Genomic DNA, 26176 nt, shown 5'->3' with positions numbered 1-26176 from the left:
GTGCCGCAGTGGTGGATATCTGGTTTACGCCGCCCTCACCCACGAGGTTGTGTTCGATTACCACGACGGCGACGTCTACTGGTGCACCGCCGACGTGGGCTGGGTCACCGGCCACAGCTACATCGTCTACGGGCCGCTTGCCAACGGCGCCACCACGCTGATGTTCGAGGGCGTGCCGACCTATCCCGACGCCAGCCGCTTCTGGGAGGTTTGCGACAAGCACAAGGTCAACCAGTTCTACACGGCGCCGACCGCGCTGCGGGCGCTGATGGGCCAGGGCGACGGCTTCGTCGACAAGTGCGACCTGAGCTCTCTCAAGCTGCTCGGCACCGTCGGCGAGCCCATCAACCCCGAGGCCTGGAACTGGTACAATGACAAGATCGGCAAGGGAAAATGCCCGATCGTCGACACCTGGTGGCAGACCGAGACCGGCGGCCACCTGATGACCCCCCTGCCCGGCGCCCACGCGCTCAAGCCCGGCTCGGCGATGAAGCCGTTCTTCGGCGTCAAGCCGGTGGTGCTCGAGCCCAGCTCCGGAGAGGAGATCCACGACGTCCCGACCGAGGGCGTTCTGGCGATCGCCGACAGCTGGCCGGGGCAGATGCGCACCGTCTGGGGCGATCACGAGCGCTTCGAGCAGACCTATTTCCAGCAATATAAAGGCTACTATTTCTCCGGCGACGGCTGCCGCGTCGACGAGGGTGGCGATTACTGGATCACCGGCCGGGTCGACGACGTGATCAACGTCTCGGGCCACCGCATGGGCACGGCCGAGGTCGAATCGGCGCTGGTCGCCCATGCCAAGGTCGCCGAGGCGGCGGTGGTGGGCTACCCGCACCCCGTCAAGGGCCAGGGCATCTACTGCTACGTCACGCTGATGAACGAGGTGGAGCCTTCGGAGGAGCTCAAGAAGGAGCTCCGCACCTGGGTCCGCACCGAGATCGGCCCGATCGCCTCGCCGGACCTGATCCAGTGGGCGCCGGGCCTGCCCAAGACGCGCTCGGGCAAGATCATGCGCCGCATCCTGCGCAAGATCGCCGAGAACGACTACGGCGCCCTTGGCGACACCTCCACACTCGCCGACCCCTCCGTCGTCGACGACCTCATCGAAAACCGCGCGAACAAGTAATCCGCTGGTTTTCGCAACGAACGAGGCGGTCGCACAGGCGGCCGCCTCTCTCGTTCACCCGCGGCCGATCACAAGGAGCCATTAACCAACACACTGGAAAATCGGGGTAAGTTTACAGGAATAGCTTCGAAATCGTCGTGACTGTGCTATCTTCGGTCGGTGGGGGCGTTTAGCCTGATGGAGACGATCCATGCAGATGACAGGTGTTTCCTCTGCGGTGGCACCTCTGGCCACCGGTCATCCTCTGGGCCTTCCGGCCTCGCCACCCAGCTCCGCCGTCGAGACGAAGGTGCAACCGATTGCGCAACAAGCGCAGACCGGCACCGATCCTGATCCCGGCGGCGAGCCACCGAGCAGTTTCTGGCGCGGCCTCACCGGGTTACCCGACCCGGCGAAGCACGTGGCGCCGCCCTCGATCATGCAGATCAGGATCGCCGCATTGCTTCAGGAACAGGCCGAACAAATGGTCGGCCTTGCCCCGGACGCGCCGGAGCCCGAGAGCGCATCCGCCTCCACACCCGCCTCCGATGACGGCGCGGCGCAGGCCTATACCGGCCCGGGACGTTCCCGGCAGGAGCCTGTGTTCCCGTCCGCCGCCTGAGACGGATCACGGTGAGTCGGCCCGCGGAGCGGACCGGTTCCGCCGCCGCCCACCGCCCCGCGGCCCGAGAGGGCAAGGCGCGCTCGCAGGCGTGTCCGAAGGGTCTTCAAAATGCGCAAACCCGCGGCTTTTCACCGACGGGGTCGCTTTTCATGGCAAGAAGCTTGTCCTATAAGCGCCAGATCAAGGGGCCATGACGGAAAACAGGCCCGCGAAATCACCGGCGAGGATTGCATGAGCAAAGACACCCACGAAGCCGACGTGGCCTTCATCAAGGCGTTGGCGGAACTGCTCCGCGAGAACGATCTGACCGAGCTCCAGGTCAAGCGCGAATATGGCGACGACGACAGCCTGAACGTCCGCGTGAGCCGCGCCCTGCCGCAGGCCGCTCCGATCGCCGTCAGCGCCCCCGCAGCCGCCCCGGCTCCGGCCGCAGCCGCAGCCCCCGCGGCCCCCGCCGCCGAGGCCGCCCCGGAAGATCCGGCCGCGCATCCCGGCGCCGTGGCCTCGCCGATGGTCGGCACGGTCTACATGCAGCCCGAGCCCGGCGCGCCCTCCTTCATCTCGGTCGGCCAGCAGGTCAGCGAAGGCGACACGCTGGTCATCGTCGAGGCGATGAAGACCATGAACCACATCCCGGCCCCGCGTGCGGGCACCGTCAAGCGCATCCTCGTCGAGGATGGCGCCCCCGTGGAATTCGGCGCTCCTCTGGTCATCCTCGAGTAAGGAGGCCCCATGTTCGACAAGATCCTGATCGCCAACCGTGGCGAAATCGCGCTGCGCGTCATCCGCGCCTGCCGCGAGATGGGCATCGCAAGCGTCGCCGTGCACTCCACCGCCGACGCCGACGCGATGCATGTGCGCATGGCCGACGAGAGCATCTGCATCGGCCCTGCCTCCTCGACCGACAGCTACCTCAACCCGGCCGCGATCATCTCGGCCTGCGAGATCACCGGCGCCCAGGCCATCCACCCGGGCTACGGCTTCATGTCCGAGAACGCGCGTTTCGTGCAGATGGTCGAGGATCACGGCCTGACCTTCATCGGCCCCTCGGCGCAACACATCCGCGTGATGGGTGACAAGATCACCGCCAAGGACACCATGAAGGAGCTTGGCGTGCCCTGTGTTCCCGGCTCCGAGGGTGGTGTTCCCGATGTCGAGGCCGCCAAGCAGATCGGCCGCGATTTCGGCTACCCGGTGATCATCAAGGCCACCGCCGGCGGCGGCGGGCGCGGCATGAAGGTCGCCAATTCCGAGGCCGAGATGGAGCGCGCCTTCCAGACCGCGCGGGCCGAGGGCAAGGCCGCCTTCGGCAATGACGAAGTCTATATCGAGAAGTACCTGCAGCGCCCGCGCCATATCGAGATCCAGGTCTTCGGCGACGGCAAGGGCAACGCGGTGCATCTGGGCGAGCGCGACTGCTCGCTTCAGCGCCGCCACCAGAAGGTCTTCGAGGAGGCCCCCGGCCCCTGCATCACCGAGGAAGAGCGCGCCCGCATCGGCGCTGTCTGCGCCAAGGCGGTGGGCGATCTGAAATACTCGGGCGCCGGCACCATCGAATTCCTCTACGAGGATGGCGAGTTCTACTTCATCGAGATGAACACCCGCCTGCAGGTGGAGCACCCGGTGACCGAGGCGATCTTCGGCGTCGATCTGGTGCGCGAGCAGATCCGCGTGGCAGAGGGCTACACGCTCTCCTTCGGGCAGGATGACCTCGTCATCAACGGTCACGCCATCGAGGTCCGGATCAACGCCGAGAAGGTGCCGAACTTTTCGCCCTGCCCCGGCAAGATCACCCAGTACCACGCCCCGGGCGGGCTTGGCGTGCGGATGGATTCGGCGCTTTATCAGGGCTATTCGATCCCGCCCTATTACGACAGCCTGATCGGCAAGCTGATCGTGCACGGGCGCGACCGCAACGAGGCGCTGTCGCGGCTCAACCGGGCACTTGGCGAGCTGATCGTCGACGGCGTCGACACCACCATCCCGCTCTTCCACGCCCTGCTGCAGGAAGACGACGTCCTGACCGGCGACTACAACATCCACTGGCTGGAGAAGTGGCTCGCCAAGGATCCGTTCTCGGCGGCATGAGGATGGCGCGCGGCGGATACCGCCCGCTGCGTGCGACGGGGCCCCGGGGATGAGCGAGATCACCCCGGAGCTCCTGGTTCAGGCCTATCGCTCGGGCATCTTCCCGATGGCCGAGCACCGCGACGACCCGGAGCTGTTCTGGGTCGATCCGCGCCGGCGGGGCATCCTGCCGATGGACGGGCTGCACATCTCGCGCAGCCTTGCCCGGCGCCTCCGGCGCGATGATTACACGGTCACTCTGGATGCGGATTTCGAGGGCGTCATCGACGCTTGCGCCGACCGCCGCGAGACCTGGATCAACCACGAAATCCGCGCCCTCTTCGTCACGCTGCACCAGCGCGGGCTGGCGCATTCGCTCGAGGTCTGGATGGAGGGAGAGTTGGCCGGCGGGGTCTACGGGCTCGAGATCGGCGGGGCGTTCTGCGGCGAGTCGATGTTCTCGCGGCGCCGCGACGGATCGAAAATCGCTCTATGCTGGCTGATCGACCTGCTGCGGCGGGCCGGGTTCACGCTGTTCGACACCCAGTTTCTGACCGAGCACCTGGCCACCCTGGGCGGGCTCGAGATCACCCGCGCAAATTACCGCGCCCAACTGCGCGAGGCGCTCCCTGTGACCCCGGATCTTGCCGGCACACCGCTCGCACAAAGCGGTCAGGATGTGGTGCAGCGCAATACCCAGACGTCGTAGCGCTGGTGATCCATCGCATTGAGGGCCGGTGACGAGGCGATCATCCAGCCACGGAACACCGGCTCGGCATTGCCGGCCTCGCGCACGGTCAGGAAGGCAAAGGCATCGCCCGCCGGGTCGCCCTCGGGGTAGCGACATTCCTGTAGCGAGATCTCGGTGCGGGCGAACTGGGCGGTCTCTCCGGCGCGCATCTCGATGTCGTATGCCCGACCGGTGAGCTTGTCCAAGCCGCGCAGCACCGCGCCGGTGCCGGTATTGGTGGCCTCCTGCGCCTGCAGCGGTGCGGCAAGCAGGGCGAGACCGAGACACAGTTTGCGGATCATTCCTCGCCTCCCCCGGCGACATATTTAAGCAAGAGCGAGATCAGGCTGACCGAGCCCTGCGTATCGAGGATCTCGTCCCCGTCTTCGTAGTAGAAGGGCGAGCCGCCCGGGCTGATCTCAACGAAATTGCCGCCGAGCAGCCCCTCGGACGAGATCAGGATCGCGCTGTCATCGGGGATCAGGATGTCATCCTGCAGAGTCATCCCCATGTCGGCCCGGAAGGTCTCGGGATTGAGCGAGATCTCCGTCACCGTCCCCACCTTGACCCCTGCGAGGCGCACGTCGCTGCCGACGGTCACGCCTTCCAGCGAGCGGAAACTGGCGCTGAGCGGGTAGCCGGTCTCGTGCAGCTCGAAGCCGGTGGTATTGACGGCGTAGGCGCCAAAGGCGATCGCGGCGGCGAGGACAGCCCCGCCGACCAGCACCTCTGTGGTGGAGGTGGTCATGGGCTTATTCCGGGCTCCACGCCTCGTAGTCGCGGCGGTTGGCCGGCTCGGGCTGGCGGATCGAGCCCTGTGGCGCATAGGCCATGGCCGTGCCGGTCAGGTTCTCGATATGCGGCTTTTCCCAGCTCTCGTGGGAGAGCGGGCGATCGGTCGGCGGCTCGGCAAAGGTGTGGTGCAGCCAGCCATGCCAGTCGGGGCTCACCCGGCTGGCCTCGACCTCACCGTTGTAGATCACCCAGCGACGCTTGCCATCCTTGGTCTGGTAGAAGGTGTTGCCCTGTTCATCCTCACCGACGCGGGTGCCGTGGCGGCTGCTCCACCAAAGGGTGTTCAGCGTGGCACCGTTCCACCAGGTGACCAGCTTCAGGAGCTTGTTCAGAATGCCCATGGACGACTCCTCGGTATCTTCCTGTTCCGTATATGCGATGCTTGGGGGCGAGGTCCAGCGCACAGGCGCTGGTCCCCGCAGGACCGATCAGGGCGCGAGCGTGGTGAGCTCGATCTCGATGCGGTATTTCGGGTCGATCAGGTTGCATTCGATCATCGTGGCGACCGGCGGGTTGTCTCCGAAGGTCTCGGACAGGATCGGCCAGCAGGGCTCGAACTCCGCCGCGTCGGGGAGATAGTAGGTCACCCGGACCGCGTCGGCAAAGCTCGACCCGGTCTCGGCCAGAGCCTTGCCGATCACCTCGAGCGCCGAGCGGCACTGTTCGGTGACCGTGTCGCCCTGCCCCACCGTGCCGGCGACATGCACGAAGCCGCCCGCCACCACGGCGCGGCAATAGCCGATCTTTTCCTCGAACGGGCTGCCCGTATGGATCCGCTTGATCGTCATCTCTCACTCCAAAGAAAAGGGCGGGGAAAAACCCCGCCCAGACGTGCCTAACGTTATCGACCTCAGCTCGCCGAGGTGCCTTCTTTTTTCTGGTCCGCGTAGATCATCAGCGGCTTGGCGTCGGAATTGACCGCCTCGTCGTTGACCACCACCTCGGTGACCTCATCCATGCCCGGCAGTTCGAACATGGTGTCGAGCAGGATGCCCTCGAGGATCGAGCGCAGGCCGCGCGCGCCGGTCTTGCGTTCGATCGCTTTCTTGGCAATCGCCGAGAGCGCGTCGTCGGTGAAGGTCAGCTGGGTGTCCTCCATCTCGAACAGGCGCTGGTACTGTTTGACCAGAGCGTTCTTCGGCGCGGTCAGGATGGTGACCAGCGCGTCCTCGTCGAGATCCTCGAGCGTTGCGATCACCGGCAGACGGCCGACGAATTCCGGGATCAGGCCGAACTTCAGCAGATCCTCGGGCTCGAGATCCTTGAACACCTCGCCGGTGCCGCGCTCTTCCGGGTCGCGCACATCGGCGCCGAAGCCCATGGCCGAGCCCTTGCCGCGCTGCGCGATGATCCGGTCGAGACCGGCGAAGGCGCCGCCGCAGATGAACAGGATGTTGGTGGTGTCCACCTGCAGGAATTCCTGCTGCGGATGCTTGCGGCCGCCCTGCGGCGGCACCGAGGCCACGGTGCCTTCCATCAGCTTGAGCAGCGCCTGCTGCACGCCCTCGCCCGACACGTCACGGGTGATCGACGGGTTCTCGGACTTGCGGGTGATCTTGTCGACCTCGTCGATATAGACGATGCCACGCTGCGCGCGCTCGACATTGTACTCGCTCGACTGCAGCAGCTTGAGAATGATATTCTCGACATCTTCACCCACGTAGCCGGCCTCGGTCAGCGTGGTGGCGTCCGCCATGGTGAACGGCACGTCGAGGATGCGCGCCAGCGTCTGTGCCAGCAGCGTCTTGCCGCAGCCAGTCGGGCCGATCAGCAGGATGTTCGACTTCGCCAGCTCGATATCCGAACTCTTCTGGCTGTGGTTGAGGCGCTTGTAGTGGTTGTGCACCGCGACCGAGAGCACACGCTTGGCCATCGCCTGACCGATCACGTAATCATCCAGAACGTCGCAGATCTCGCGCGGGGACGGCACCCCCTCGGAGGACTTCAGGCCGGCGCCCTTGGTCTCTTCGCGGATGATGTCCATGCAGAGCTCGACGCATTCGTCGCAGATGAAGACGGTCGGACCCGCGATCAGCTTGCGCACTTCGTGCTGACTCTTGCCGCAGAAACTGCAGTAGAGGGTGTTCTTGCTGTCGCCGCCGGAATTCGTCGCCATATCGCACCTTTCAGGGCCATTTCATCGTTTCGGCTGCGCCATGTGCCAGCCGAAGGCCCATCTTTTTCGCCAATTCTGCAAAGTCTAGGCCAGTGCCCAGCGCTCTACAATCTGAAAAATGCCCCGCCGCACCGTGGCGGCGGGGCAAGCGATTAGGATTTGGCCTCTTCCGCCGCGCCGCGGCTTTCGACGATCTCGTCGATGAGGCCCCATTCCTTGGCATCCTCGGGCGCCATGAAGTTGTCACGCTCGAGAGCGGCCTCGACATTCTCCAGCGTCTGGCCGGTATGCCTCACGTAGATTTCATTGAGGCGGCGCTTCAGCTTCAGCGTCTCCTCGGCGTGAATCATGATGTCGGTGGCCTGGCCCTGGTAGCCGCCCGAGGGCTGGTGGACCATGATGCGGCTGTTGGGCAGCGAGAACCGCATGCCCGCCTCGCCCGCGGTCAGCAGCAGCGAGCCCATCGAGGCCGCCTGGCCGATCACCAGGGTCGAGACCTTGGGACGAATGTACTGCATGGTGTCGTAGATCGACAGACCACTCGTCACAACGCCGCCGGGGCTGTTGATGTACATCGAGATCTCTTTCGAGGGGTTTTCCGCCTCGAGGTGCAGCAGCTGAGCGACGATCAGGCTCGACATGCCGTCATGCACCGGGCCGGAGACGAAGATGATCCGCTCCTTCAGCAGGCGCGAGAAGATGTCGTAGGCGCGTTCGCCGCGGCTGGTCTGCTCGACCACCATCGGGACGAGCGTGTTCATGTATGTCTCAAAAGGGTCTTTCATATCCGCCTGCCTGCTTTCTTCCGTGTGCCTATCTCGTGTGTCTTACCAGATTCTTAGTATCGGGCTTGGGGGGCCGCAAGGGCCTGCGGTTCAAATGGCCCGGAGGTCGCGGGGGCAGCGCTCATGCCCCGCCCCAATCCTGCGGCGTCGTGCAGGCATGGCGGGCGCATTCGAGCTCGAGCACGACATGGGTGATGCCGAAGCGGTCCTTCATGCGCTGCTTGACCGAGGCCTTGATGGTGTCGGCCTGCCCCCAGGCGCCCTCGCGGACCACCAGATGCGCCTGCAGCGCCGCCCGATGTTCGTCGATCTGCCACAGATGCGCCTTGTGCAACCCATCCACCCCCTCGACCTGGCGCGCCTCGTCGAGCACCTCTCCGGGGGCCAGCTCGGGCGGGCTGCCGAGCATCAGGATGCGGATCACGCCGCCGATCTCTCCGAAGGCCATCCACAGGATGTAGCCGGCGATCAGCAGGGTCACGGCCGGATCGATCCATGTCCAGCCAAAGAGGATGATCAGCGTGCCGGCAAAGATCACCGCGAGCGACCCCAGCGCATCGGCCACGTTGTGCAGGAAGGCGGCGCGGATGTTCACGCTGTCCTTCGACATGGTGTAGGTCAGCAGCGCGGTCACCAAGTCGACCACCAGCGCCACCCCGGCGATGATCACCACCAGCCAGCCCTGCACCGGCTCGGGCGATAGGAAGCGCAGCACCGCCTCCATCACGAGGTAGAGCCCGATGATGATCAGGCTGGTGTAGTTGACCAGCGCCGCCACCACCTCGGCACGGGCGAAGCCGAAGGGCATCTGCTCGGTCGCTGGGCGGCGGGCGATGCGGCGGGCCACGGCGGCGATGACCAGCGAGATCGCATCCGAGAAGTTGTGCAGCGCGTCGGCGATCATCGCGAGGCTGCCCGAAAAGATCCCCCCCAGCACCTGCGCCACGGTCAGCGCCATGTTGACCGCGATGGCCCCGATCAGCCTGCCGTCACCGGCGTTCGGGTCGATATGGTGGTGATGATGGTGGTGATCGTGGGGCATGGGCTCGCCTTGGCTGTGCTGCGGTCGTCCGGCAGCGATGCGCGCCGGAGGCTCTGCGCCACAACGCGCCGTTGTGGCCGCAAAGGTCAAGCCGTCGGCCATCATGATCTCTTGATCACGGCGGCCGCGCCGTCTGGATCAACGCATCGAGCGGGTTTTGAGCATACCAAGGCCGGCGCCCGAAGCGCTTTTCCCAGAGAACCGCGTCGCGTGGCTGCCAATCGAAGGCCCGGTCATCACCCACATCCCGCCAGTAGAGCCGGCCTTCGTACCGGCATGGATCGAGCAAGAGCCCGCTCGCCAGCGGCCGGCCCCGGGCCGTGACGATCACCGCCGAATGCTCGATCGGATGAAGTGTGCGTGTCGGCGACATAACCGCGTGCAGCTCAAGGCTGTCGAACGGTTCTGCCCGCAGGACGCGGAAGAACCGGTCGGCCCAGGCGTGGCAGAAGCTGCTGGTCTTGAACCCGAAATGCAGGTCTCGGGTCAGCTTCACCGGAGGGTCGATCCCCTCGACCTCACGCGCCGTGCGGGTCGACAGGCCGAACGCCAGATCAGACAGGCGCCCCGCCTCAGCGGTCTCGACGGAGGGCGAGAGCTGCATGATGGATAGCGCCAGCGCGCTGCGCTCGGACGTCTCTGCGATCGGCAGCCGGTGCGGCGGTGTCGCGCAGCCCTGAAGCAGCAGCACCGCAAGGCAGGCCATGCGCGCAAAGCGGACGGCGCTGGCCAGCCGCCCGTCAGGGTCGCATTGGGATCTCGTCTTCGCCATGGGGAGGCCGTTACCACGGGTGGAGGAAAAGCCCGGTTAACGGGTGCGCGGACGTCGCCGGTCAGAGCCGCAAGGCCACGGCGCGCGGCAAGGGATCGGGCGCGGATTTCGATTTCCCGAGCGGCGCGAAAGCAGCGGCGAGGGCAATCAGCCCGGCAAGCAACAAGATGCTGGAACGAAAGCTCACGGTGGAATGCTCCGATTTGCCGCGCCGACAGGCGCGGGACCAATGACGTTCGGATCCGCCCCATAAAACCGGTCAGACCGGGGCGCGCGCCCCGGGTGCATCCTGATCCAAAGCCCAGCCCGGGCCAACGGCGGAATACCGGACCTTTTCCGACAATGCGTGGCATCTGGCACCATGCCGGCAGGCTCATGCCAACAATGAAAGGCCCGGCGCGAGGGATCGCGCCGGGCCAAGTGTCTGGCATCCAAGGGAGGATGCGGGAGGGACGGCGCCGGGACCCGGCGCCGCGGGATCACTCGAAGGTCTTGAGATACTCGACGACGGCGTCGATATCCTCGTCCTTCTTCAGCCCGGCAAAGGCCATCTTGGTGCCCTTGGCATAGCCGCGCGGGTCGGCCAGGAAGCCGTGCAGAGCCTCGGCATCCCAGACCCCGCCCATCTCGGCCAGCGTGCCGGAATACTTGAAGCCGTCGAGCCCGCCGATCTCGCGGCCGACCACGGCGTTGAGCTGCGGCCCGGTGCGGTTCTTCGCCCCCTCGCCGACCTGGTGGCAGGCCTTGCACTTGCGGAAAACCTTCTCGCCATCAGCGGCGAGGGCTTCGTCGATCGCGGCGGTCTCGACCGGTGCCTCTTGGGCGGGCGCTTCCTCGGCTGCGGGCGCAGCCTCCTCGGCAACGGCGGCGACCTCTTCGACCTCGGCCTCCTGCTCGCCTGTCGATGCCTCGGCCGCGTCGGCCGCCTCGGCGCCCTCCTCTTCCGGCGTCACGTCGAGGACGGTGGCGCGCATGGTGATCTCGACGCTCTCCTTGCAGTTTTCCATGCAGGGCTCGTTGCGCCAGAGGCTGTATTCCGTCTCGGCCCGGTCATCGACGATGAAGCCCTCGGCATTGGGCATCTCGAACTCGGCGAAATTGGCGTCGCTGAGCTCGAAATCGTCATCCACGAGATCGTTGGAATAAAGGATGTAGGCGGTGATCGCGTAGACCTCGTCCGGCGTCAGCGACTGCGCGTTGCCGAAGGGCATCGAGCGGTGCACGTAATCCCACACGGTCGAGAGATAGGGCCAGTAGCTGCCCACCGTCTTCAGCGGATCCTCATCCGCCAGCGTGCCGTCACCACCGGCGAGCTTGGGCCAGTTGTCGACGCCTTCGGCGAAGGAGCCGTGGCAGACCGCGCAGTTCTCCTCGAACACCGTCTCGCCGGTCCAGACATCGCCCGATCCTGCCGGCAGGCCGGTGCCGTCGGGGCTCACGTCGAGATCCCAGGCCGCGACCTCCTCAGGCAGCGCCTCGCGGCCAAGGCCGAAGGTGCCGCCGCCATCGGTGGTGGCCGCAGTGGCCGCGCCCACGAGCACGCCGGAGGGCGCCTCGGCCACCGGCTCGGGTGCCGGCAGCGCCGCCATGGTGCGCGGGTTCTCGGGGAAATCGGCAACGAAACGGTCGGCGAAGTTCACCGCCAGTGTCAACGTCCCGAGGATGCCGATCGCGGTGCCGGCGTAGAGCTTAAGAGACTTCGACATTTTCCGCCTCTCCGTTGGATTTCACCCACCAGGTCTGGATGCAGTTGTTGTGATAGATCGAGTTCAGGCCGCGCACGTCGCGCAGCTGGGCCTTGGTCGGCTGGACGTAGCCGGTCTCGTCCATGGCGCGGCTTTGCAGGAACCACTCCTCGCCGTTCCACTCGGTGTCGAGGTAGAAGCGGGTCAGTGCCTTGTTGGCGGGATCCGCCGCGAGACGCGCGGTCTCCCAGGTCTTGCCGCCATCCTTGGAGACATCGACGCGGGTGATCTTGCCGTGACCCGACCAGGCCATGCCGGTGATCACCACCGGGCCGTGGCCGTGGGTGATCGGCATTTGCGGGCTCGGCGATGTGACGACGGACTTGGCGTCCATCACCCAGGTCCACTTGCGCGAGGTGCCGTCGGCCAGCGTGTCGGTGTACTTGGAGGTTTCCTCGCGGCTCTCGACGGGGCCGTCCATGATCTCCATGCGGCGCACCCACTTGACCCACATGTTGCCTTCCCAGCCCGGCACCACGAGGCGCGCGGGATAGCCGTGCTCCTTGCGCAGCGCCTCGCCATTGGCCTTGATCGCGATCAGGCAGTCATCCAGTGCCTTCTCGAGCGGGATCGAGCGCCCGTTCGAGGAGGCATCTGCGCCCTCGACATAGAGCCACTTGCCCTCGACCTCGCCCGACCAGCCGGCCTCGGCCAGCAGGGTGCGGACGGGGATGCCCGAGTATTCCATGTTGTGGATCATGCCATGGGTGAACTGCGCGCCGTTGAGTTGCGCCCCGGCCCACTCCATGCCGGTATTGGCGGCACATTCGAGGAAGTACACGTGGTTCTCGCGCGGGAAGCGCTCGAGATCGGCATAGCCGAACACCATCGGCGTTTCGACATCGCCGTTGATCATCAGCCGGTAGTCGCTCTTGCTGAGCTCGATGGCGCCGGAATGGTGCCGCTCGAAGGCGCAGCCCGCCGGCGTGATGGTGCCGTCGAGCGCATGAATCGGGGTGAAGTTGATCGACGAGATCGTGTCGGCGGTCAGCCATTCCACGTTGCGGCGGACCACGTCATCCTCGAACTTGATCGGCAGGCCGTACGGGGTGGCATCGACGCCGTCGCCGAAGCCGCTGGCCCAGTCCTGCACCTCGGTGATCAGCGGATCGGGCTCGGCGGCGCGCGCCACGCCGGCCGCGACTGTGCCCGCGCCCACGGCCGCGGCACCGGTCAGGAACTGACGGCGCGAGGCGGAGGCGGCTTTCTTCTCTGTCGCCATGTTGGCTCTCCTGTTGCTGCGCGGCGGGCTCAGGCGCCCACCACCTCGACACTGGTGTTGGGCTCCAGGGTGACGGTGCCCAACTTGCGGATGTGGCTTTCCACCACGTCCCAGATCTGCGGTCCCTCGGTGCCTTCGTTGACGCTCGCCCAGCCGGCGACCATGTAGGTCTTCGACGGATCGATGGCCTCGCCGGTCTTGAGCAGCGTCATGTCGGAGATGCGCTCGCCCTGCGGCTTGGTGATGTCGATGCGGTAGCCCATGCCACCGATGCGGACCATGTCCCCGCCCTGCTGGTAATAGGGATCGGGGTTGAAGATGTTGTCGGCCACGTCCTCGAGGATCACCTTGATGAACTCGCCGGTCATCTCCGAGCGATAGGCCTCGCCGTAGCTCATCGAGGTGACGTTCCAGATGTCCTCGCGGGTGATCGGATCGCCGGGGATCAGGCTCGGGCCCCAGCGCACACCGGGCGACATGGCGATGTCGGCCTCGCGCTCGGACATCAGCGCATCGCAGATCAGGTCGTCCCAGGAGCCGTTGAAATTGCCGCGGCGATAGAGCAGCTCATCGGTCTGGCCGATGACCTCCTCGAGCTCGGCCTTGTAGGGCGCGCGCTGCTCGTCGATGAGCTTCGCGACCTCGGCATCGGGGGTAATCACGTCCGAGAAGATCGGAATCAGCTTGTGACGGAAACCCATCATGCGGCCGTCGCGCACGTCGAGATCGACGCGGGAGACGAACTTGCCGTTGGAGCCGGAGGCCACGATGATCGTCTCGCCCACCAGAACCGGCTCGGGCAGCGCGTCATGGGTGTGGCCCGACAGGATCACGTCGATGCCGTTGACGATCCCGGCCATCTTCTTGTCGACGTCGAAGCCGTTGTGGCTCAGGCAGACGACCAGCTCGGCTCCCATGCCGCGCACCTCGTCGACCATCTCCTGCATGTGCTCGTCACGGATGCCGAAGCTGTATTCCGGGAACATCCAACGCGGGTTGGCGATCGGCATGTAGGGGAAGGCCTGACCGATCACCGCGACCTTCACGCCGCCGCGCTCGAAGAACTGGTAGGGCTTGAAGAGCTCGGCGGGCTCGTCCCACTCGGCGTCGAAGATGTTCTGGCCCAGCGCGGCATACGGCAGGCCCTCGACGATCTCCTGCACCCGCTCGGAGCCCAGGGTGAACTCCCAGTGGAAGGTCATGGCGTCGGGCTTGAGCGCGTTCATCACGTTGACCATGTCCTGACCGGCGGTCTTGTGGCAGGTCATCGAGCCGTGCCAGGTGTCGCCGCCGTCAAGCAGGATGGCATCGGGGCGGTCGGCGCGGATGGCGTTGATCACGGTCGCGACGCGGTCCATGCCACCGACCTTGCCATAGCCCTTCGCGAGCGAGGAAAAGTCGTTGTAGGTCAGCGCGTAATGCGACGGCGAGCCGTCATCGATGCCGTAGAGCTTGCGGAAGTCGGCGCCGGTCACGTGCGGCACCTCGCCCTTGTTCGGGCCGACGCCGATATTCACTTCCGGCTCGCGGAAATAGATCGGCTTGAGCTGGGCGTGGATGTCGGTGACGTGGATCAGCGAGACGTTCCCGAACGTGTCGAACTGGAGAAGCTGGTCCTGCGTCAGGCTCTGCTGCGCAGCGAGCCGCGCCCAGTTGCCGAAGCCGCTGGCACCGTAGAGCGCCGAGGCCGCCATCGAGACCTGAAGGAAATCGCGTCTTGAGATCATGGGAGGGATCTTTCGTCTGGCTCTCAGCACACATTCGCATGTGTGAATTGATTGAAAACGGGAAACCCCGCGCGTTCTCACGCACGGGGCAAAGGATCAGTTGCGGACCGAGGGGCCCTCGACGTCGAGGCCATTGCCGCGCGAGGCGACATAGAGCTCGAGCGCCACGAACTCCGGCGAGCCCGGCGAGAAGGTCTCGGCGCGGGTGTCGCGGATGCAGCCCTTGAAACGGCCGTGCGCGCCGTTGAGCTTGGCGTTCTTCAGGCGGTAGGTCGGGAAGCCGTTGATCTGGCCCTGCGACAGGTGATCGGCCCGGATGTAGTTGCCGTAATTCTGCTCGTGGCAGGAGGCGCAGGACAGCTCGAGAAGGCCGTACCGCGTGTAGTACATCTCCTTGCCCATCTCCCAGGCCTCGGCGGCGGGGCCGTCGATGGCGACGTTGACCGGCATGCCGCGCGACACCGAGGCCAGAAGCGCCTCCATGTTGATCGCGGCGCCCGCGTCGTATTTCCACGGCTCGGCGCCCATGCGATTTTCGCGGCAGTCGTTCATCTGCATCTGCAGCGTGCGCACCTCACCGGCCTCTTCGTTCCATTTCGGATAGACCGCCTTGACGCCCGCCATCTCCTCGGGATCGCCGTGGCACGACGCGCAGGACTTCTCCTCAGAGCCCTCGACGGCGTTCCACTGGTCGATCCCCTGGTCGACGAAGATCATGCCAGGGTTGTCGAAATCGTCCATCTCCATGGCCTGGGTGTCGTCGTCGCGGAAATGCCAGCCCGAGATCACCTCGTCGAGGTGACCGTCGAGATGCGGCGCCGCGGCGGCCTTGGTGGTGATCTCGAGGTCTTCGTTGATGATGAGCGTATCATCATCGGCACCGCCCGCTGCAAGCATCGGGGCGGTCAGGGCCAGCATGGCGGCGGCCGCCGTCATCATCCTGAAAATCATTTAGGTTCCCTCCCTGAAAAGCCCCGCCCCGCACCTCTGCGGGACAGGGTCTTGTTCTTGATCAGCCGATCGCGATCGCCTTGGTCTCCTCGTAGACGGAGCCGTCGTCGTCGTACCAGGTGAACTTGAACTCGCCGGCTTCGGGCACGGTGGCCTCGAATTCGAAATACGGGTTCGTCGAGATCGCCGGCTCCATGGTCACGTCGATCACGCTCTCGCCGTTGAACTCGCAGGTGAAGCGGTTGATGATCGAGCGCGGGATCACGTTGCCATCGCCGTCCTTGCGCTGGCCGGATTCCATCGGGTGGCTGATGAGGGTCTTAAGCGTGATCGCCTCACCGGCGGACGCGGATTTCGGGACCTTGACGCGGGGTTTGACGCCGTCTGCCATGTGTTCTGTCTCCTATGTTAAGCCGATCAGCCGCCGCAGCCGCCGATGGTCACTTTGACGGTCTTCGACGCCTTGGCGAACGAGCCGTCGGCAAGCTTGGCGATCGCCACCACTTCCTGCGTGCCGGCGAGTCGGATGCGGGTCGAGGCGTATTGCGACGCGGCAAGGGGGCCGAACTTGAAGGTGGCCACGCCCGGGGTCGGGTTGCCGGTCGCCAGCACGAGGATCTCGGAGGCGCCCTCGGCGCTGACCTCGATCGGCACGGTGTTGCCGTTCTCGGCGATCTCCGGCGCGGTCAGGTCGATGCCCGCATCGGCCATATCGGCGCCGCCGGTGAATTCCGCGATCCACTCCTCGGTGGTGGCGGCATAGGCTCCCTTCGGCAGCATGGCGACCAGCGCGGCGGCCCCGCCCACGGCAAGGGTTTCACGACGTGTGAATTCCATGGTTCCGTTTCTCCTGAACAAATTTCCGGTCGCGTGCGTCAGTCTTGCAAGGTCATGAGGAACGCGACCACGTCCTCGACATCCTGGGCCGACAGGATCGGGTCGATCGGCCCTTCGGCCGCCTTGCCGGTGTATCCGTTGCCCGGGCGGATGAACCCGCTGGTCTTGTAGAAGGCCGGCATCACCGTGCCCTCGAAGGTCATCTTGGCGTTGGCCACGATGCCACGCAGCTCTTCGGCGGAGCGGTAACCGCCGACACCGTCGAGCATAGGACCGACCTCGCCCTGGAAGGGCACGTCGGGCAGCGCCGAGACGGCGTGGCACGAGACGCAGTTGCCCATCGACTTGGTCGAGAAGATCTCGCGCCCCTTGTCGGCATTGCCCTCGGCGCCGCTGAGCGAGGCCTCGACCGCGCCGTATTCGCCATAGGTGACCTCGTCGGGGGCCACGCCGTTCGCGAGTGCCGCACCCGCGACAAACACGCCCGCGAGCGTCAGTGCAGTAAGTTTCATGTTCCCTCCCTTGGCTCCAGCAGCCCGTCCCGCGGGCTGTCTCCTCCGTAGCTGTGAATACCGTAGTCTACCGCGCGGGCCTTACGCAACAACAAATTCACAGACATGAATTTTACGATGATTACGCAAATGCAGCATTCCCGCTCTAGTCGAACTTGCCGTTGTCGCGTTCCTGGATGCGGCGCGCGTGATAGCGTTGAAAGTCCTCACCGTTATCAAGCTCGTAGCGCTTTTCGGCGACCCAGGTGAACATATCCAGCGTCGTGCCCTTGGCGAAGGCGCCGGGCATCACCGCCACCGCCGCCTCGATCGCTGTGCTGTCCTCGGACACCTCTTCCGGCAGGAAGATGATGTTCGGCGTGAACAGAACCCGCCACTTGCGCGCCGCGTCCTTCTCGGAGAGCGATTCCCCGTCGAAATCGGTGATCTCGGTGTCGCCGTGCAGGTTGATCTGCACCACGAAGAAGTTCTCCTCGATGAAGGCGGCCACGTCGGGAAGCGAGAACACCTCCTCGTGCATCTTGTGGCAGTAGATGCAGCCGCGCTGCTCGACGAAGAGCACCAGCCGCCTGCCCTCGTCATTGGCCTCGGCCAGATCCTCTCGCAGATCCTTGAAGGTGTCGCGCATCCACGGCTCCTTGTAGAGCCCGTCATCGCCCATCGGCGCGACCTCGGCCCAGACGGGCAGTGCCAGTGCCGCCGCGAATGCGGCGCCTATCCATGCTTTCATCGTCTCCTCCTCCTCAAAACGGGCGCCTCGCGGGCCCGGCGTGACCTCAACTCAGCGATGTCCAGCCCGGGAACGTGTCGATCATCCATTGCGCGATGACGTTCACGCTGTCGGTGGCGATCAGGATCGCGAACAGGATCAGCATCACGCCCATCGCCTTCTCGACATATTGCAGCTTGCCCCGGTGCCGTGCGGTCCAGCGCAGGAACGGCCCCGAGAACAGCGCCGCGATCACGAAGGGCGCGGTCATGCCGATGCCGTAGACCAGAAGCAGCAGCCCGCCGCGGACGATGTCGCCCATGCCGCTGGCGATCATCAGGATCGAGGCCAGCGCCGGGCCGACGCAGGGCGTCCAGCCAAAGCCGAAGGCGAGCCCCATGACATAGGCCCCAAGCACGCTTGTGGGCTCGGCCTTGCTTTCCATCCGCGCCTCGCGATGCAGGAGCGGCACCCGGATCACGCCGAGGAAGTGCAGCCCGAAGACCAGCAGCACGGCGGCGGCGGCATAAGAGAGCGGCTGCTTCCAGTCGGCAAAGGCCTGCCCCACCGCGGTCGCCCCCATGCCCAGCAGCACGAAGATCGTGGTGACGCCGGCAGCGAAGACCACTGCCGAGAGCACCAGGCGGCGCTGCGCCCCGGCCTCGATGCCCGAGTCATCGCGCAGCTCGGCCATGGAAATGCCCGCCATGTAGCAGAGGTAGAACGGCACCATCGGCAGGATGCACGGTGTGAAGAAACTGAGCAGGCCCGCCAGTGCGGCGCCTGCGAACGAGATATCAAGCAAGACGCCTCCCCTCGCTGGCTTGAACAATTCACATATTCATATTATGTTGAACGTTACGACATTCGTCAATCGGTGCGCCATGACCTTTGTGAAATCTCTCGCCTCGGCGGCCTTGGCCGTGCTGTGTATTGCGCTTCCCGCGGCGGCGGAAATCCGGCTGGTCATGGTCGAACAGCCCGGCTGCGCCTATTGCCGGGCATGGGACGAGCAGATTGCCCCGGCCTATGGCAAGACCGCCGAGGGCCGCTTTGCGCCGCTTTTGCGGGCAGACCTGCGCGCGGGCCCGCCGGAGGGCGTTTCGTATCAGCGTAAAGTCTTGTTCACACCGACATTCATTCTGATAGAAGACGGTGACGAACTCGCCCGGCTAGAAGGTTATCCGGGCGAAGATTTTTTCTGGCCCGTGCTCTCGCAACTGCTTGAGCAACACACGGCATTCGATCCGGACGCGGCAGTGGAGACGCCCGCGCAGGTTCTGGAGGGTGGGTGATGAATATGGCACTTCCGGTGATCAAGGACGACCTGAGCGACGATGAGCTCGACCAGATCGCCGACAAGGCGGCCGCCGCCTCGGCCTTTCTCAAGGCGATCAGCCACGAGGGTCGGCTGATGATACTGTGCCATCTCGTCACCGGCGAGAAATCCGTGACCGAGCTCGAAGAGCTGCTCGCCGCCCGGCAGGCGGCTGTGTCGCAGCAGCTCTCGCGCCTTCGCCTCGAGGGGCTGGTCGTGCCGCGCCGCGAGGGCAAGGCGATCTACTACCGCCTCGCCGACGACCGCCCCAAGCGCATGCTCGAGACGGTGTACGAGCTGTTCTGCGGCGACGAGAGCTGAGCCAGCGCGGCTGAGCCGCCCCCCCCCTGCCTGACGAACACATTCAAGCTTTCGCTTGAGTCTATCTCTTCGCGACCGCATACTCTCCAGTCACGGCATCGGAGCCGCCGGGAGGGAGGAATCGGCATGTTCGAGGTGTTGAGCGAACACCATCTGGTCGCGCTGATCGGGCTGGGCAGCGGCGTGCTGCTGGGACTCGCGGCACGGCTCGGGCGGTTCTGTACCCTCGGCGCGATCGAGGACCTGCTCTATGGCGGGTCGGACCTGCGGATGCGGATGTGGGGCATCGCCATCGGTATCGCCATCCTCGGCAGCTTCGGTCTGATGAGCGCCGGGTTCTTCGCCCCCTCCGACAGCTACTACCTCTCGATCCGGTGGATGCCGATGGCCTCGATCTTCGGCGGGCTCGCCTTCGGCTACGGCATGGCGCTGGCCGGCAATTGCGGCTACGGCGCGGTGGCCCGCCTTGGCGGCGGCGACCTGCGCAGCTTCGTCATCGTGCTGGTGATGGGCGTGTCGACCTACGTGGTGCTCGCCGGGCCGCTGGCGCCGCTGCGCGCCGCGCTGTTTCCGCAACAGGAGGTGATGAGCGCCACGCCACCGGGCATCGCACACCAGCTCGGCCGGTTCACCAACGTGCCTGCCGAGCCGATCGGCATGGTGCTGGGGATCGTGCTGCTGGCCGGTTCGCTGGCCTCGCGCGGGCTTTGGGCCAAGCCGAAGCAGATCTTCTGGGCGGCGATGGTCGGCCTTGGCGTGGTGCTGGCCTGGGCCGGCACCGCCTGGGTGGCACGCACCGGCTTCGAGGGGCTGCCTGTGGTCTCGCACAGCTTCGCGGCACCGCTCGGCGACAGCATCCTGTGGTGGATGACCGGCTCGGTGCGGCCGCTCTCCTTCGCGGTGGGTTCGGTCGCCGGCGTCTGGGCCGGCGCCTTCCTCGGCTCGCTGATCAAGGGCCATTTCCGCTGGGAAGCCTGCGAAGACCCGCGCGAGCTGCGCCGCCAGATCCTAGGCGCGGCGCTGATGGGCGGCGGCGCGGTGATCGCCATGGGCTGCACCATCGGCCAGGGGCTCTCGGCCTTCTCAGTGCTGGCCTTCTCGGCACCGGTGACCATGGCCGCGATCTTTGCCGGCGCGGCCCTGGGCTTGCGGCAACTGATCGTCGGGTTCCAGCCGGCGGAGTGAGCGGTGAGGGTCTATTCGGGGGCGCTGCCCCGGGTCCGCAAAGCGGGACAGTTGAGGAAAGAAGGGGGCGCTGCCCCCGTCCGCCAAAGTCGGACTCCCCCGAGGTATTTTGAACCAGAGAAGACGGGGCGCAGTGGCACGGCGGCACGCCTGCGCCCAGCTTCGCAGGGGCGGTCAGCTCATCTCGGCAAGGCGCGCGACGTAGCGGGCCAGGGTGTCGATCTCGAGATTGATCCGGTCGCCGACCTCAACCCCACCCCAGGTGGTGACTTCCTTGGTGTGCGGGATGAAGTTGATGCCGAATTCGCAGCCATCGACCTCGTTCACCGTCAGCGAGGTGCCGTTCAGCGCCACCGAGCCCTTGGGTGCGATGAACCTCGCAAGGGCCTCGGGTGCGCGCAGGGTGACGCGGGTGCTGTCGCCCTCGTCGCGCATCGCCACCACCTCGGCCAGCCCGTCCACATGGCCCGACACGATGTGGCCGCCAAGCTCATCGCCAACCTTGAGCGCGCGCTCGAGATTGATACGGCGGCCCTCGGTCCAGGCGTCGAGATTGGTCTTCGACACGGTCTCGGCGCTGATCTGCACGTCGAACCAGTCTGGCCCGAGGTCGATCACCGTCAGGCAGACCCCGTCGCAGGCGATCGAGGCGCCGATCTCGATGCCCGAAGTGTCGTAGCCGGTGCCGATCCGCGCCGTCAGGTCGCCCGCCTGCTCGAGGCTGCGCACCTCGCCCATATCCGTCACGATGCCGGTGAACATCCGCCCTCTCCCGGCCCGCCCAACGCGGGCCTTATTTTCGCCGGGAAACCCCGGTATGGATTGCAATATCAGGCAAACCATTAGCGGGGCGACATGAGCAAGGCAACCGTTCCCGCCCGGGTGTTCCTCTTCCTGCAGGGGCCGCACGGGCCCTTCTTCCACCGGCTGGGCGCCATGCTGCGCCGCGCCGGGGCCGAGGTCTGGCGGGTGGGGTTCAATGCCGGCGACCGCGCCTTCTGGTTCCACCCGCAAAGCTACCTCCCCTTCGACGGCAGCCCCGAGGACTGGCCGGCCCGGCTCGAAGCCCTGCTCTCGGAAAAGCGTGTCACCGACCTCGTGCTCTACGGCGACACCCGCCGCATCCACGCCGAGGCCATTGCTCATGCCCGCGCCCGCGGCCTGACCGTGCATGTCTTCGAGGAAGGCTACATGCGGCCCTACTGGGTGAGCTACGAGCGCGGCGGCTCGAACGGCCATTCACGGCTGATGGACATGGGCATCAAGGAGATGCGCACCGCGCTGGCGCAATCGGACATGGAAGCGCCGCTGCCGCCCGGCCACTGGGGCGACATGCGCCAGCACATCTTCTATGGCGCGCTCTACCACTGGTTCGTGATGTTTCGGAACCGTGACTACCGCAACTTCCGCCCGCATCGCGACCTCAACGTGGCGCAGGAATTCCGGCTCTACCTCAAGCGACTCCTGCTGATGCCGCTGCACCGGGCCGAGCGCCTGCTCGAGACGCTGCGCATCCGCCGTGGCGGCTTTCCCTACCACCTCGTCCTGATGCAGCTCGAGCACGACGCGAGCTTCCGCCAGCACTCGCCCTTCACCTCGATGACCGAGTTTCTCGAACTGGTGCTCGAGGGCTTCGCCGAGGGCGCGCCGGGGCATCACCACCTCGTTTTCAAGGCGCACCCGCTCGAGGATGGCCGCGCGCCGGTGCGGCGCACCATCCGCGCCGCCGCGACGCGGCTGGGCATCGCCGACCGGGTGCATTTCGTGCGCGGCGGCAAGCTCGCGCAACTTCTGAACGACGCCCGGACCGCCGTCACGGTGAACTCCACCGCCGGCCAGCAGGTCCTCTGGCGGGGGATTCCGCTCAAGGTCTTCGGTCAGTCGGTCTATGCCAAGCCCGCGTTCGTTTCCGACCAGCCGCTGGCGGAATTCTTCGCCCAGCCAGCCCGGCCGGACAATCGCGCCTATCGCGATTACCGGCGCTATCTGCTTGAAACCAGTCAAGTTCCCGGCGGGTTCTACTCTGCACGCGGACGCCGCCAGCTGCTGCGACTGGTGGTCGACATGATGCTCTCTCCCGACGATCCCTACGATGCCCTGCGTCACGGCACCGCGGCCCCTCGGCAACAGTTGCGCGTGGTGCGCTGACGCCGCGATACCGTCAGACTGGCTTTTGAGGCCGGATTCCGATAGGTTAGCGAAAAAACCTGAGGCAGATAAGAACAGGTCGAGGAGACCGAGCAGTGAATTTTTCCACCACACGATGGGTGAAGACCGTCGCGGTGCTTGCCGCGATGTCCATCCTGGCCTCCTGCACGTTGCCGCGGTCTGGCCCCACCAAAAGCGAAATCTACTCCGGCTCGGTGATGCGCGAGGGCGATGCCTTCATCGTCACCGTGAACGACCGCGTGAGCCGCGCCACCGCCGTGGTGCCCGCCCTCGGCTTCACCGAAGGCTTCCAGAACGCCTCGGTGGTGGGCTCCGACACCATCCAGCCCGGCGACACGCTGGGGCTGACGGTCTGGGAAAACGTCGATGACGGCCTGCTGGTCGCCGAGACCGCCAACGCCACCACATTGGAAGAGGTGCAGGTCGACGGCTCGGGCTTCATCTTTGTGCCCTACGCGGGCCGCATCCGCGCCGCCGGCAATTCGCCCGAGGCGGTGCGTCGGATCATCACAGAGCGCCTCGCCGAACAGACCCCGGACCCGCAGGTCGAGGTCCGCCGCCTTGCCGGCGACGGCTCGACCGTGAGCCTCGTGGGCGCAGTCGGCGGCCAGGGCGTCTATGCCATCGAGCGCCCGACCCGCACGCTCTCGGCCATGCTCGCCCGCGCCGGCGGCATCACCCTCGAGCCCGAGATCACCCAGATCTCGGTGATCCGCGGCCAGCAGACCGAGCGGATCTGGTTCCAGGACCTCTACAAGAATCCGCGTTTCGACATCGCGCTGCGCGGCGGCGACAAGATCCTCGTCGAGGCCGACACCCGCTCCTTCACCGCGCTCGGCGCCACCGGCACGCAGGCGCGCGTGCCGTTCGAGAGCCAGACGCTTTCGGCCCTCGAGGCGATCGCGCAGGTCGGCGGGCTGCTGTCGACCACTGCAGACCCGACCGGTGTTTTCGTGATGCGCAACGAGCCGCCCGAGGTCGCCAATCAGGTGCTCGGCCGCTCCGACCTGATCGGCGCGCAGCGCATGGTCTACGTGCTCGACCTGACGCAGCCCAACGGCATGTTCATGGCGCGCGACTTCGTGGTCCGCGACCAGGACACGCTCTACGTGACCGAGGCGCCCTTCGCCCAGTGGAGCAAGACGATCTCGTCGCTGCTCGGCTCCTTCGGCGCGGTCAACACGCTCGCGACCACCGCGACGCTGGTGCAGGGATCGGGGGGCTGATCCTGAACCAGACCGACGATGGTCAACAAGGCGCCGGGGATGCAGATCCCCGGCGTCTTTATGTCTACAATGCCGGTTTTCTGCGCCAGCCCCGGCTGCGCCGCATCCTCTCGCTCGCCGGCTACCGGGTCTCGCTGGGCCGGCCCGGCGCGCGCGACATGGTCGGCGTGTGGGGCCAGTCGCCCTATGCCCATCGCGGCGAGAGCATGGCAACGAAGCATGGCGTGCCGCTCCTGCGCACTGAGGACGCCTTCCTGCGTTCGCTGCACCCGGGCCGCAGCGGCGAGCCGCCGCTGGGCCTGCTTCTCGATCGCTCGGGCGTCCATTTCGACCCTTCGACCGTTTCCGATCTCGAGACGCTGCTCGCCACCCATCCGCTCGACGACCATGCCCTGCTGGAACGGGCGCGGGGCGCGATGGCACGGATGCAGGACGCGCATCTCACCAAGTACAGCGCCGTCGATCCCGCCGATCCGGTGCCCGAGCCGGGCTACGTGCTGGTCATCGACCAGACCGAGGGCGACGCGTCGGTGCGGGCCTCGGGTGCCGACCGCAACCGCTTTCGCGAGATGCTCTACTGGGCGCAGGACGAGCACCCGGGTCAGCGCATCGTGATCCGGGCCCACCCAGAGACCCGCGAAGGGTTTCGCGCCGGGCATTACCGCGCCGAAGATGCCACCGGTCGCGTCACGCTGTTCACCGCGCCCGCCTCACCGCAGGCGCTGCTGGAGGGTGCCATCGCGGTCTACACCGTGTCCTCGCAGATGGGCTTCGAGGCGATCCTTGCCGGCCACCGGCCAAGAGTGTTCGGGCAGCCCTTCTACGCCGGCTGGGGCCTGACCGAAGAAGAAACGCCCCTGCCCCGCCGCCAGCGCCGGCTGACCCGCGCGCAGCTCTTCGCCGCCGCGATGATCCTCTACCCCACTTGGTACGACCCCTATCGTGACCGACTCTGCGAGCTCGAGAACGTGCTCGCCACGCTCGAGACCCGCGCGAGGGCATGGCGCGAGGACCGTCGCGGCTGGGTCGCCGAGAACATGCGCCTGTGGAAACGCAAACCGATGCAGGGGGTCTTCGGCAGCGAACGCCCCTTGGTCTTCGCGCACTCCCCCGAGCAGGCCCGGCAGCGGGCCGAGGAGGGCCGCGCCCGGATGATCTGGGGCGCCGCCGAGGCCGATCCGGGCACGGTGCGCATCGAGGACGGCTTCCTGCGCTCGCGCGGGCTTGGCGCCGAACTGGTCCCGCCGCTGTCGCTGGTGGCGGACGATCTCGGCCTCTACTACGATCCCACGCGCCCCTCGCGGCTCGAGCGTCTGATCGCCGACACGGCCCAGCCCCGCCCCGACCAGACCGAGCGCGCCCGCCGCCTCATCACCCGCATCACCGCCGGCGGTCTTACCAAGTACAACCTCGCAGGGCCCCTGCCGCCGCTGCCCGAGGGCCATCGCATCCTCGTCCCCGGACAGGTCGAGGACGACGCCTCGATCCGCCTCGGCAGCCCCGGGATGCAGCGCAACGCCGATCTGCTCGCCCGCGTCCGTGCCGAGAACCCGGACGCGGTGATCCTCTGGAAGCCGCATCCCGACGTAGAAGCCGGCCTGCGCCCCGGCCATGTCGAGGCGCCCGATCGGTGGGCCAACCTGACGCTGAGCAACACCGACATGGGCGCGCTGCTACCAGAGGTCCACGAGGTCTGGACCCTGACCTCGCTCAGCGGCTTCGAGGCGCTGCTCCGCGGCCTGCGCGTCACCACACTTGGCGCGCCGTTCTATGCCGGCTGGGGCCTGACCCGCGATCTCGGCCCGGTGCCCGCCCGCCGCCTCACCGGCCCCCGCCCGACGCTCGAGGCGCTGGTCCATGCCACGCTCATCGCCTATCCGCGCTACCGCGATCCGGTGACCGGCCTGCCCTGCCCGGTCGAGGTCGTGGCCGATCGGCTCGAGACCGGCCGCCTGCCCCGCCCCGGCCCCACCAACCGAATGCTGTCGAAACTGCAGGGCCTGTTTGCCAGCCGCGCGCCCCTCTGGCGCCGCTAGCAGGCGCCTCTCTGACCTGCCCCACTTGTCGAGCGCGGTTGCGACTGCGATATACTGGGGCAAATGCAAGGGCCGCGATCCCCGCGCCCGCGACGCAGGAGAGACACGATGCTGAAAGGTTTGGGCGGACTTGGCGACATGGCCAAGATGATGAAGACCGCGCAGGACATGCAGGCAA

The 26176-nt window shown here is 66.3% G+C and carries 29 protein-coding genes; 11 read left to right on the top strand and 18 right to left on the bottom strand.

All coding sequences use genetic code 11. The features are described 5' to 3' along the window. From R2601_RS10620 to aat, 5 genes are all read left to right on the top strand, one after another. A partial coding sequence (locus R2601_RS10620; RefSeq protein ID WP_007797777.1) for an acetate--CoA ligase occupies positions 1-1129 on the top strand: 1129 nt, incomplete at its 5' end. A gap of 190 nt (positions 1130-1319) precedes the next feature. After that, positions 1320-1730, top strand: coding sequence for a hypothetical protein (locus R2601_RS10615; RefSeq protein WP_007797774.1), 411 nt, complete (start codon positions 1320-1322; stop codon positions 1728-1730). 234 nt (positions 1731-1964) lie between these two features. Further along, a complete protein-coding gene (gene accB / locus R2601_RS10610; RefSeq protein ID WP_007797772.1) occupies positions 1965-2456 on the top strand; it encodes an acetyl-CoA carboxylase biotin carboxyl carrier protein in 492 nt (163 codons plus the stop codon). A gap of 9 nt (positions 2457-2465) precedes the next feature. Then, on the top strand, positions 2466-3821 hold the full coding sequence (gene accC, locus R2601_RS10605) for an acetyl-CoA carboxylase biotin carboxylase subunit (protein WP_007797769.1): 1356 nt from the start codon (positions 2466-2468) through the stop codon (positions 3819-3821). A gap of 49 nt (positions 3822-3870) precedes the next feature. Further along, entirely contained in the window at positions 3871-4509 is a 639-nt protein-coding gene (gene aat / locus R2601_RS10600) for a leucyl/phenylalanyl-tRNA--protein transferase (protein ID WP_007797764.1), read from the top strand. On the opposite strand, the gene R2601_RS10595 is transcribed toward aat, so the two are convergent. The 17 genes from R2601_RS10595 to R2601_RS10515 all read right to left on the bottom strand — a co-directional run bounded on the left by R2601_RS10595 (position 4473) and on the right by R2601_RS10515 (position 18548). Next, entirely contained in the window at positions 4473-4832 is a 360-nt protein-coding gene (locus R2601_RS10595; protein WP_007797761.1) for a DUF2155 domain-containing protein, read from the bottom strand. The two genes, aat and R2601_RS10595, sit on opposite strands and share 37 nt — an antisense overlap. Then, on the bottom strand, positions 4829-5278 hold the full coding sequence (gene mlaD / locus R2601_RS10590; protein WP_007797758.1) for an outer membrane lipid asymmetry maintenance protein MlaD: 450 nt from the start codon (positions 5276-5278) through the stop codon (positions 4829-4831). The genes R2601_RS10595 and mlaD overlap by 4 nt, the downstream gene beginning before the upstream one ends. 4 nt (positions 5279-5282) lie before the next feature. Next, entirely contained in the window at positions 5283-5666 is a 384-nt protein-coding gene (locus tag R2601_RS10585; protein ID WP_007797756.1) for an NADH:ubiquinone oxidoreductase subunit NDUFA12, read from the bottom strand. 87 nt (positions 5667-5753) lie between these two features. Then, the gene (locus tag R2601_RS10580) at positions 5754-6113 is read right to left on the bottom strand and encodes a RidA family protein (RefSeq protein WP_007797755.1); all 360 of its coding nucleotides are present in this window, start codon (positions 6111-6113) and stop codon (positions 5754-5756) included. A 62-nt stretch (positions 6114-6175) separates the two neighbouring features. After that, the gene (gene clpX / locus R2601_RS10575) at positions 6176-7441 is read right to left on the bottom strand and encodes an ATP-dependent Clp protease ATP-binding subunit ClpX (protein ID WP_007797753.1); all 1266 of its coding nucleotides are present in this window, start codon (positions 7439-7441) and stop codon (positions 6176-6178) included. Between the two features lie 152 nt (positions 7442-7593). Beyond that, on the bottom strand, positions 7594-8226 hold the full coding sequence (locus R2601_RS10570) for an ATP-dependent Clp protease proteolytic subunit (protein WP_007797752.1): 633 nt from the start codon (positions 8224-8226) through the stop codon (positions 7594-7596). A gap of 121 nt (positions 8227-8347) precedes the next feature. After that, a complete protein-coding gene (locus R2601_RS10565; protein WP_007797748.1) occupies positions 8348-9268 on the bottom strand; it encodes a cation diffusion facilitator family transporter in 921 nt (306 codons plus the stop codon). A 115-nt stretch (positions 9269-9383) separates the two neighbouring features. After that, complete coding sequence (locus R2601_RS10560) at positions 9384-9959, bottom strand: hypothetical protein (protein WP_195903846.1); 576 nt, start codon at positions 9957-9959, stop codon at positions 9384-9386. Between the two features lie 560 nt (positions 9960-10519). Further along, the gene (locus R2601_RS10555; RefSeq protein WP_007797742.1) at positions 10520-11746 is read right to left on the bottom strand and encodes a c-type cytochrome; all 1227 of its coding nucleotides are present in this window, start codon (positions 11744-11746) and stop codon (positions 10520-10522) included. Then, entirely contained in the window at positions 11730-13007 is a 1278-nt protein-coding gene (soxC, locus tag R2601_RS10550; RefSeq protein WP_007797740.1) for a sulfite dehydrogenase, read from the bottom strand. The genes R2601_RS10555 and soxC overlap by 17 nt, the downstream gene beginning before the upstream one ends. A 29-nt stretch (positions 13008-13036) precedes the next feature. Continuing rightward, a complete protein-coding gene (soxB, locus tag R2601_RS10545; RefSeq protein ID WP_007797737.1) occupies positions 13037-14734 on the bottom strand; it encodes a thiosulfohydrolase SoxB in 1698 nt (565 codons plus the stop codon). Between the two features lie 96 nt (positions 14735-14830). After that, a complete protein-coding gene (soxA, locus tag R2601_RS10540) occupies positions 14831-15685 on the bottom strand; it encodes a sulfur oxidation c-type cytochrome SoxA (protein WP_040544597.1) in 855 nt (284 codons plus the stop codon). Positions 15686-15746: 61 nt separating this feature from the next. Then, positions 15747-16076, bottom strand: coding sequence for a thiosulfate oxidation carrier complex protein SoxZ (gene soxZ / locus R2601_RS10535; protein WP_007797729.1), 330 nt, complete (start codon positions 16074-16076; stop codon positions 15747-15749). Between the two features lie 26 nt (positions 16077-16102). Then, positions 16103-16522, bottom strand: a complete 420-nt coding sequence (gene soxY / locus R2601_RS10530) for a thiosulfate oxidation carrier protein SoxY (protein WP_007797727.1) — start codon at positions 16520-16522, stop codon at positions 16103-16105. A gap of 38 nt (positions 16523-16560) precedes the next feature. After that, entirely contained in the window at positions 16561-17034 is a 474-nt protein-coding gene (gene soxX, locus R2601_RS10525) for a sulfur oxidation c-type cytochrome SoxX (RefSeq protein ID WP_007797724.1), read from the bottom strand. Between the two features lie 145 nt (positions 17035-17179). Further along, positions 17180-17764 (bottom strand): thioredoxin family protein, encoded by a 585-nt coding sequence (locus R2601_RS10520; protein WP_007797722.1) that lies wholly within the window; start codon positions 17762-17764, stop codon positions 17180-17182. Positions 17765-17810: 46 nt separating this feature from the next. Next, complete coding sequence (locus R2601_RS10515) at positions 17811-18548, bottom strand: cytochrome c biogenesis CcdA family protein (RefSeq protein ID WP_007797720.1); 738 nt, start codon at positions 18546-18548, stop codon at positions 17811-17813. Positions 18549-18627: 79 nt separating this feature from the next. On the opposite strand from R2601_RS10515, the gene R2601_RS10510 reads away from it, so the two are divergent. The 3 genes from R2601_RS10510 (at position 18628) to R2601_RS10500 (ending at position 20567) form a co-directional block, all read left to right on the top strand. Beyond that, on the top strand, positions 18628-19038 hold the full coding sequence (locus R2601_RS10510; protein WP_110740068.1) for a thioredoxin fold domain-containing protein: 411 nt from the start codon (positions 18628-18630) through the stop codon (positions 19036-19038). Further along, positions 19038-19382 carry an ArsR/SmtB family transcription factor gene (locus R2601_RS10505; RefSeq protein WP_007797716.1) on the top strand — a complete coding sequence of 115 codons (345 nt, stop codon included), beginning with the start codon at positions 19038-19040 and terminating at the stop codon, positions 19380-19382. The genes R2601_RS10510 and R2601_RS10505 overlap by 1 nt, the downstream gene beginning before the upstream one ends. A 126-nt stretch (positions 19383-19508) precedes the next feature. Next, positions 19509-20567, top strand: coding sequence for a YeeE/YedE family protein (locus R2601_RS10500; RefSeq protein WP_007797713.1), 1059 nt, complete (start codon positions 19509-19511; stop codon positions 20565-20567). Positions 20568-20741: 174 nt separating this feature from the next. Here R2601_RS10500 and R2601_RS10495 read toward each other — a convergent pair whose 3' ends face one another. Continuing rightward, positions 20742-21329: a riboflavin synthase gene (locus R2601_RS10495; RefSeq protein ID WP_007797711.1), complete on the bottom strand. Its 588-nt coding sequence runs from the start codon at positions 21327-21329 to the stop codon at positions 20742-20744. Between the two features lie 93 nt (positions 21330-21422). Between R2601_RS10495 and R2601_RS10490 the strand changes: the two genes are divergently transcribed. The 3 genes from R2601_RS10490 (at position 21423) to R2601_RS10480 (ending at position 25998) form a co-directional block, all read left to right on the top strand. Beyond that, the gene (locus R2601_RS10490) at positions 21423-22715 is read left to right on the top strand and encodes a capsule polysaccharide biogenesis protein (protein ID WP_007797707.1); all 1293 of its coding nucleotides are present in this window, start codon (positions 21423-21425) and stop codon (positions 22713-22715) included. A gap of 95 nt (positions 22716-22810) precedes the next feature. Continuing rightward, positions 22811-23962: a polysaccharide biosynthesis/export family protein gene (locus R2601_RS10485; RefSeq protein ID WP_007797705.1), complete on the top strand. Its 1152-nt coding sequence runs from the start codon at positions 22811-22813 to the stop codon at positions 23960-23962. Positions 23963-23964: 2 nt separating this feature from the next. Further along, positions 23965-25998, top strand: a complete 2034-nt coding sequence (locus R2601_RS10480) for a capsule polysaccharide biogenesis protein (protein WP_040545301.1) — start codon at positions 23965-23967, stop codon at positions 25996-25998. Positions 25999-26176: the final 178 nt, after the last annotated feature.

Source organism: Salipiger bermudensis HTCC2601, from assembly GCF_000153725.1.
GTDB classification, from domain to species: domain Bacteria; phylum Pseudomonadota; class Alphaproteobacteria; order Rhodobacterales; family Rhodobacteraceae; genus Salipiger; species Salipiger bermudensis.
The sequence above is the reverse complement of the archived record's forward strand: the minus strand, read 5'-3'. Positions and strand labels throughout refer to the sequence as shown.

Bases quoted from the DNA above. Each gene is read 5' to 3' on its own strand.
- R2601_RS10615 (WP_007797774.1), top strand. From the start codon at position 1,320: ATGCAGATGACAGGTGTTTCCTCTGCGGTGGCACCTCTGGCCACCGGT.
- accB (WP_007797772.1), top strand. From the start codon at position 1,965: ATGAGCAAAGACACCCACGAAGCCGACGTGGCCTTCATCAAGGCGTTG.
- accC (WP_007797769.1), top strand. From the start codon at position 2,466: ATGTTCGACAAGATCCTGATCGCCAACCGTGGCGAAATCGCGCTGCGC.
- aat (WP_007797764.1), top strand. From the start codon at position 3,871: ATGAGCGAGATCACCCCGGAGCTCCTGGTTCAGGCCTATCGCTCGGGC.
- R2601_RS10595 (WP_007797761.1), bottom strand. From the start codon at position 4,832: ATGATCCGCAAACTGTGTCTCGGTCTCGCCCTGCTTGCCGCACCGCTG.
- mlaD (WP_007797758.1), bottom strand. From the start codon at position 5,278: ATGACCACCTCCACCACAGAGGTGCTGGTCGGCGGGGCTGTCCTCGCC.
- R2601_RS10585 (WP_007797756.1), bottom strand. From the start codon at position 5,666: ATGGGCATTCTGAACAAGCTCCTGAAGCTGGTCACCTGGTGGAACGGT.
- R2601_RS10580 (WP_007797755.1), bottom strand. From the start codon at position 6,113: ATGACGATCAAGCGGATCCATACGGGCAGCCCGTTCGAGGAAAAGATC.
- clpX (WP_007797753.1), bottom strand. From the start codon at position 7,441: ATGGCGACGAATTCCGGCGGCGACAGCAAGAACACCCTCTACTGCAGT.
- R2601_RS10570 (WP_007797752.1), bottom strand. From the start codon at position 8,226: ATGAAAGACCCTTTTGAGACATACATGAACACGCTCGTCCCGATGGTG.
- R2601_RS10565 (WP_007797748.1), bottom strand. From the start codon at position 9,268: ATGCCCCACGATCACCACCATCATCACCACCATATCGACCCGAACGCC.
- R2601_RS10555 (WP_007797742.1), bottom strand. From the start codon at position 11,746: ATGTCGAAGTCTCTTAAGCTCTACGCCGGCACCGCGATCGGCATCCTC.
- soxC (WP_007797740.1), bottom strand. From the start codon at position 13,007: ATGGCGACAGAGAAGAAAGCCGCCTCCGCCTCGCGCCGTCAGTTCCTG.
- soxB (WP_007797737.1), bottom strand. From the start codon at position 14,734: ATGATCTCAAGACGCGATTTCCTTCAGGTCTCGATGGCGGCCTCGGCG.
- soxA (WP_040544597.1), bottom strand. From the start codon at position 15,685: ATGATTTTCAGGATGATGACGGCGGCCGCCGCCATGCTGGCCCTGACC.
- soxZ (WP_007797729.1), bottom strand. From the start codon at position 16,076: ATGGCAGACGGCGTCAAACCCCGCGTCAAGGTCCCGAAATCCGCGTCC.
- soxY (WP_007797727.1), bottom strand. From the start codon at position 16,522: ATGGAATTCACACGTCGTGAAACCCTTGCCGTGGGCGGGGCCGCCGCG.
- soxX (WP_007797724.1), bottom strand. From the start codon at position 17,034: ATGAAACTTACTGCACTGACGCTCGCGGGCGTGTTTGTCGCGGGTGCG.
- R2601_RS10520 (WP_007797722.1), bottom strand. From the start codon at position 17,764: ATGAAAGCATGGATAGGCGCCGCATTCGCGGCGGCACTGGCACTGCCC.
- R2601_RS10510 (WP_110740068.1), top strand. From the start codon at position 18,628: ATGACCTTTGTGAAATCTCTCGCCTCGGCGGCCTTGGCCGTGCTGTGT.
- R2601_RS10505 (WP_007797716.1), top strand. From the start codon at position 19,038: ATGAATATGGCACTTCCGGTGATCAAGGACGACCTGAGCGACGATGAG.
- R2601_RS10500 (WP_007797713.1), top strand. From the start codon at position 19,509: ATGTTCGAGGTGTTGAGCGAACACCATCTGGTCGCGCTGATCGGGCTG.
- R2601_RS10495 (WP_007797711.1), bottom strand. From the start codon at position 21,329: ATGTTCACCGGCATCGTGACGGATATGGGCGAGGTGCGCAGCCTCGAG.
- R2601_RS10490 (WP_007797707.1), top strand. From the start codon at position 21,423: ATGAGCAAGGCAACCGTTCCCGCCCGGGTGTTCCTCTTCCTGCAGGGG.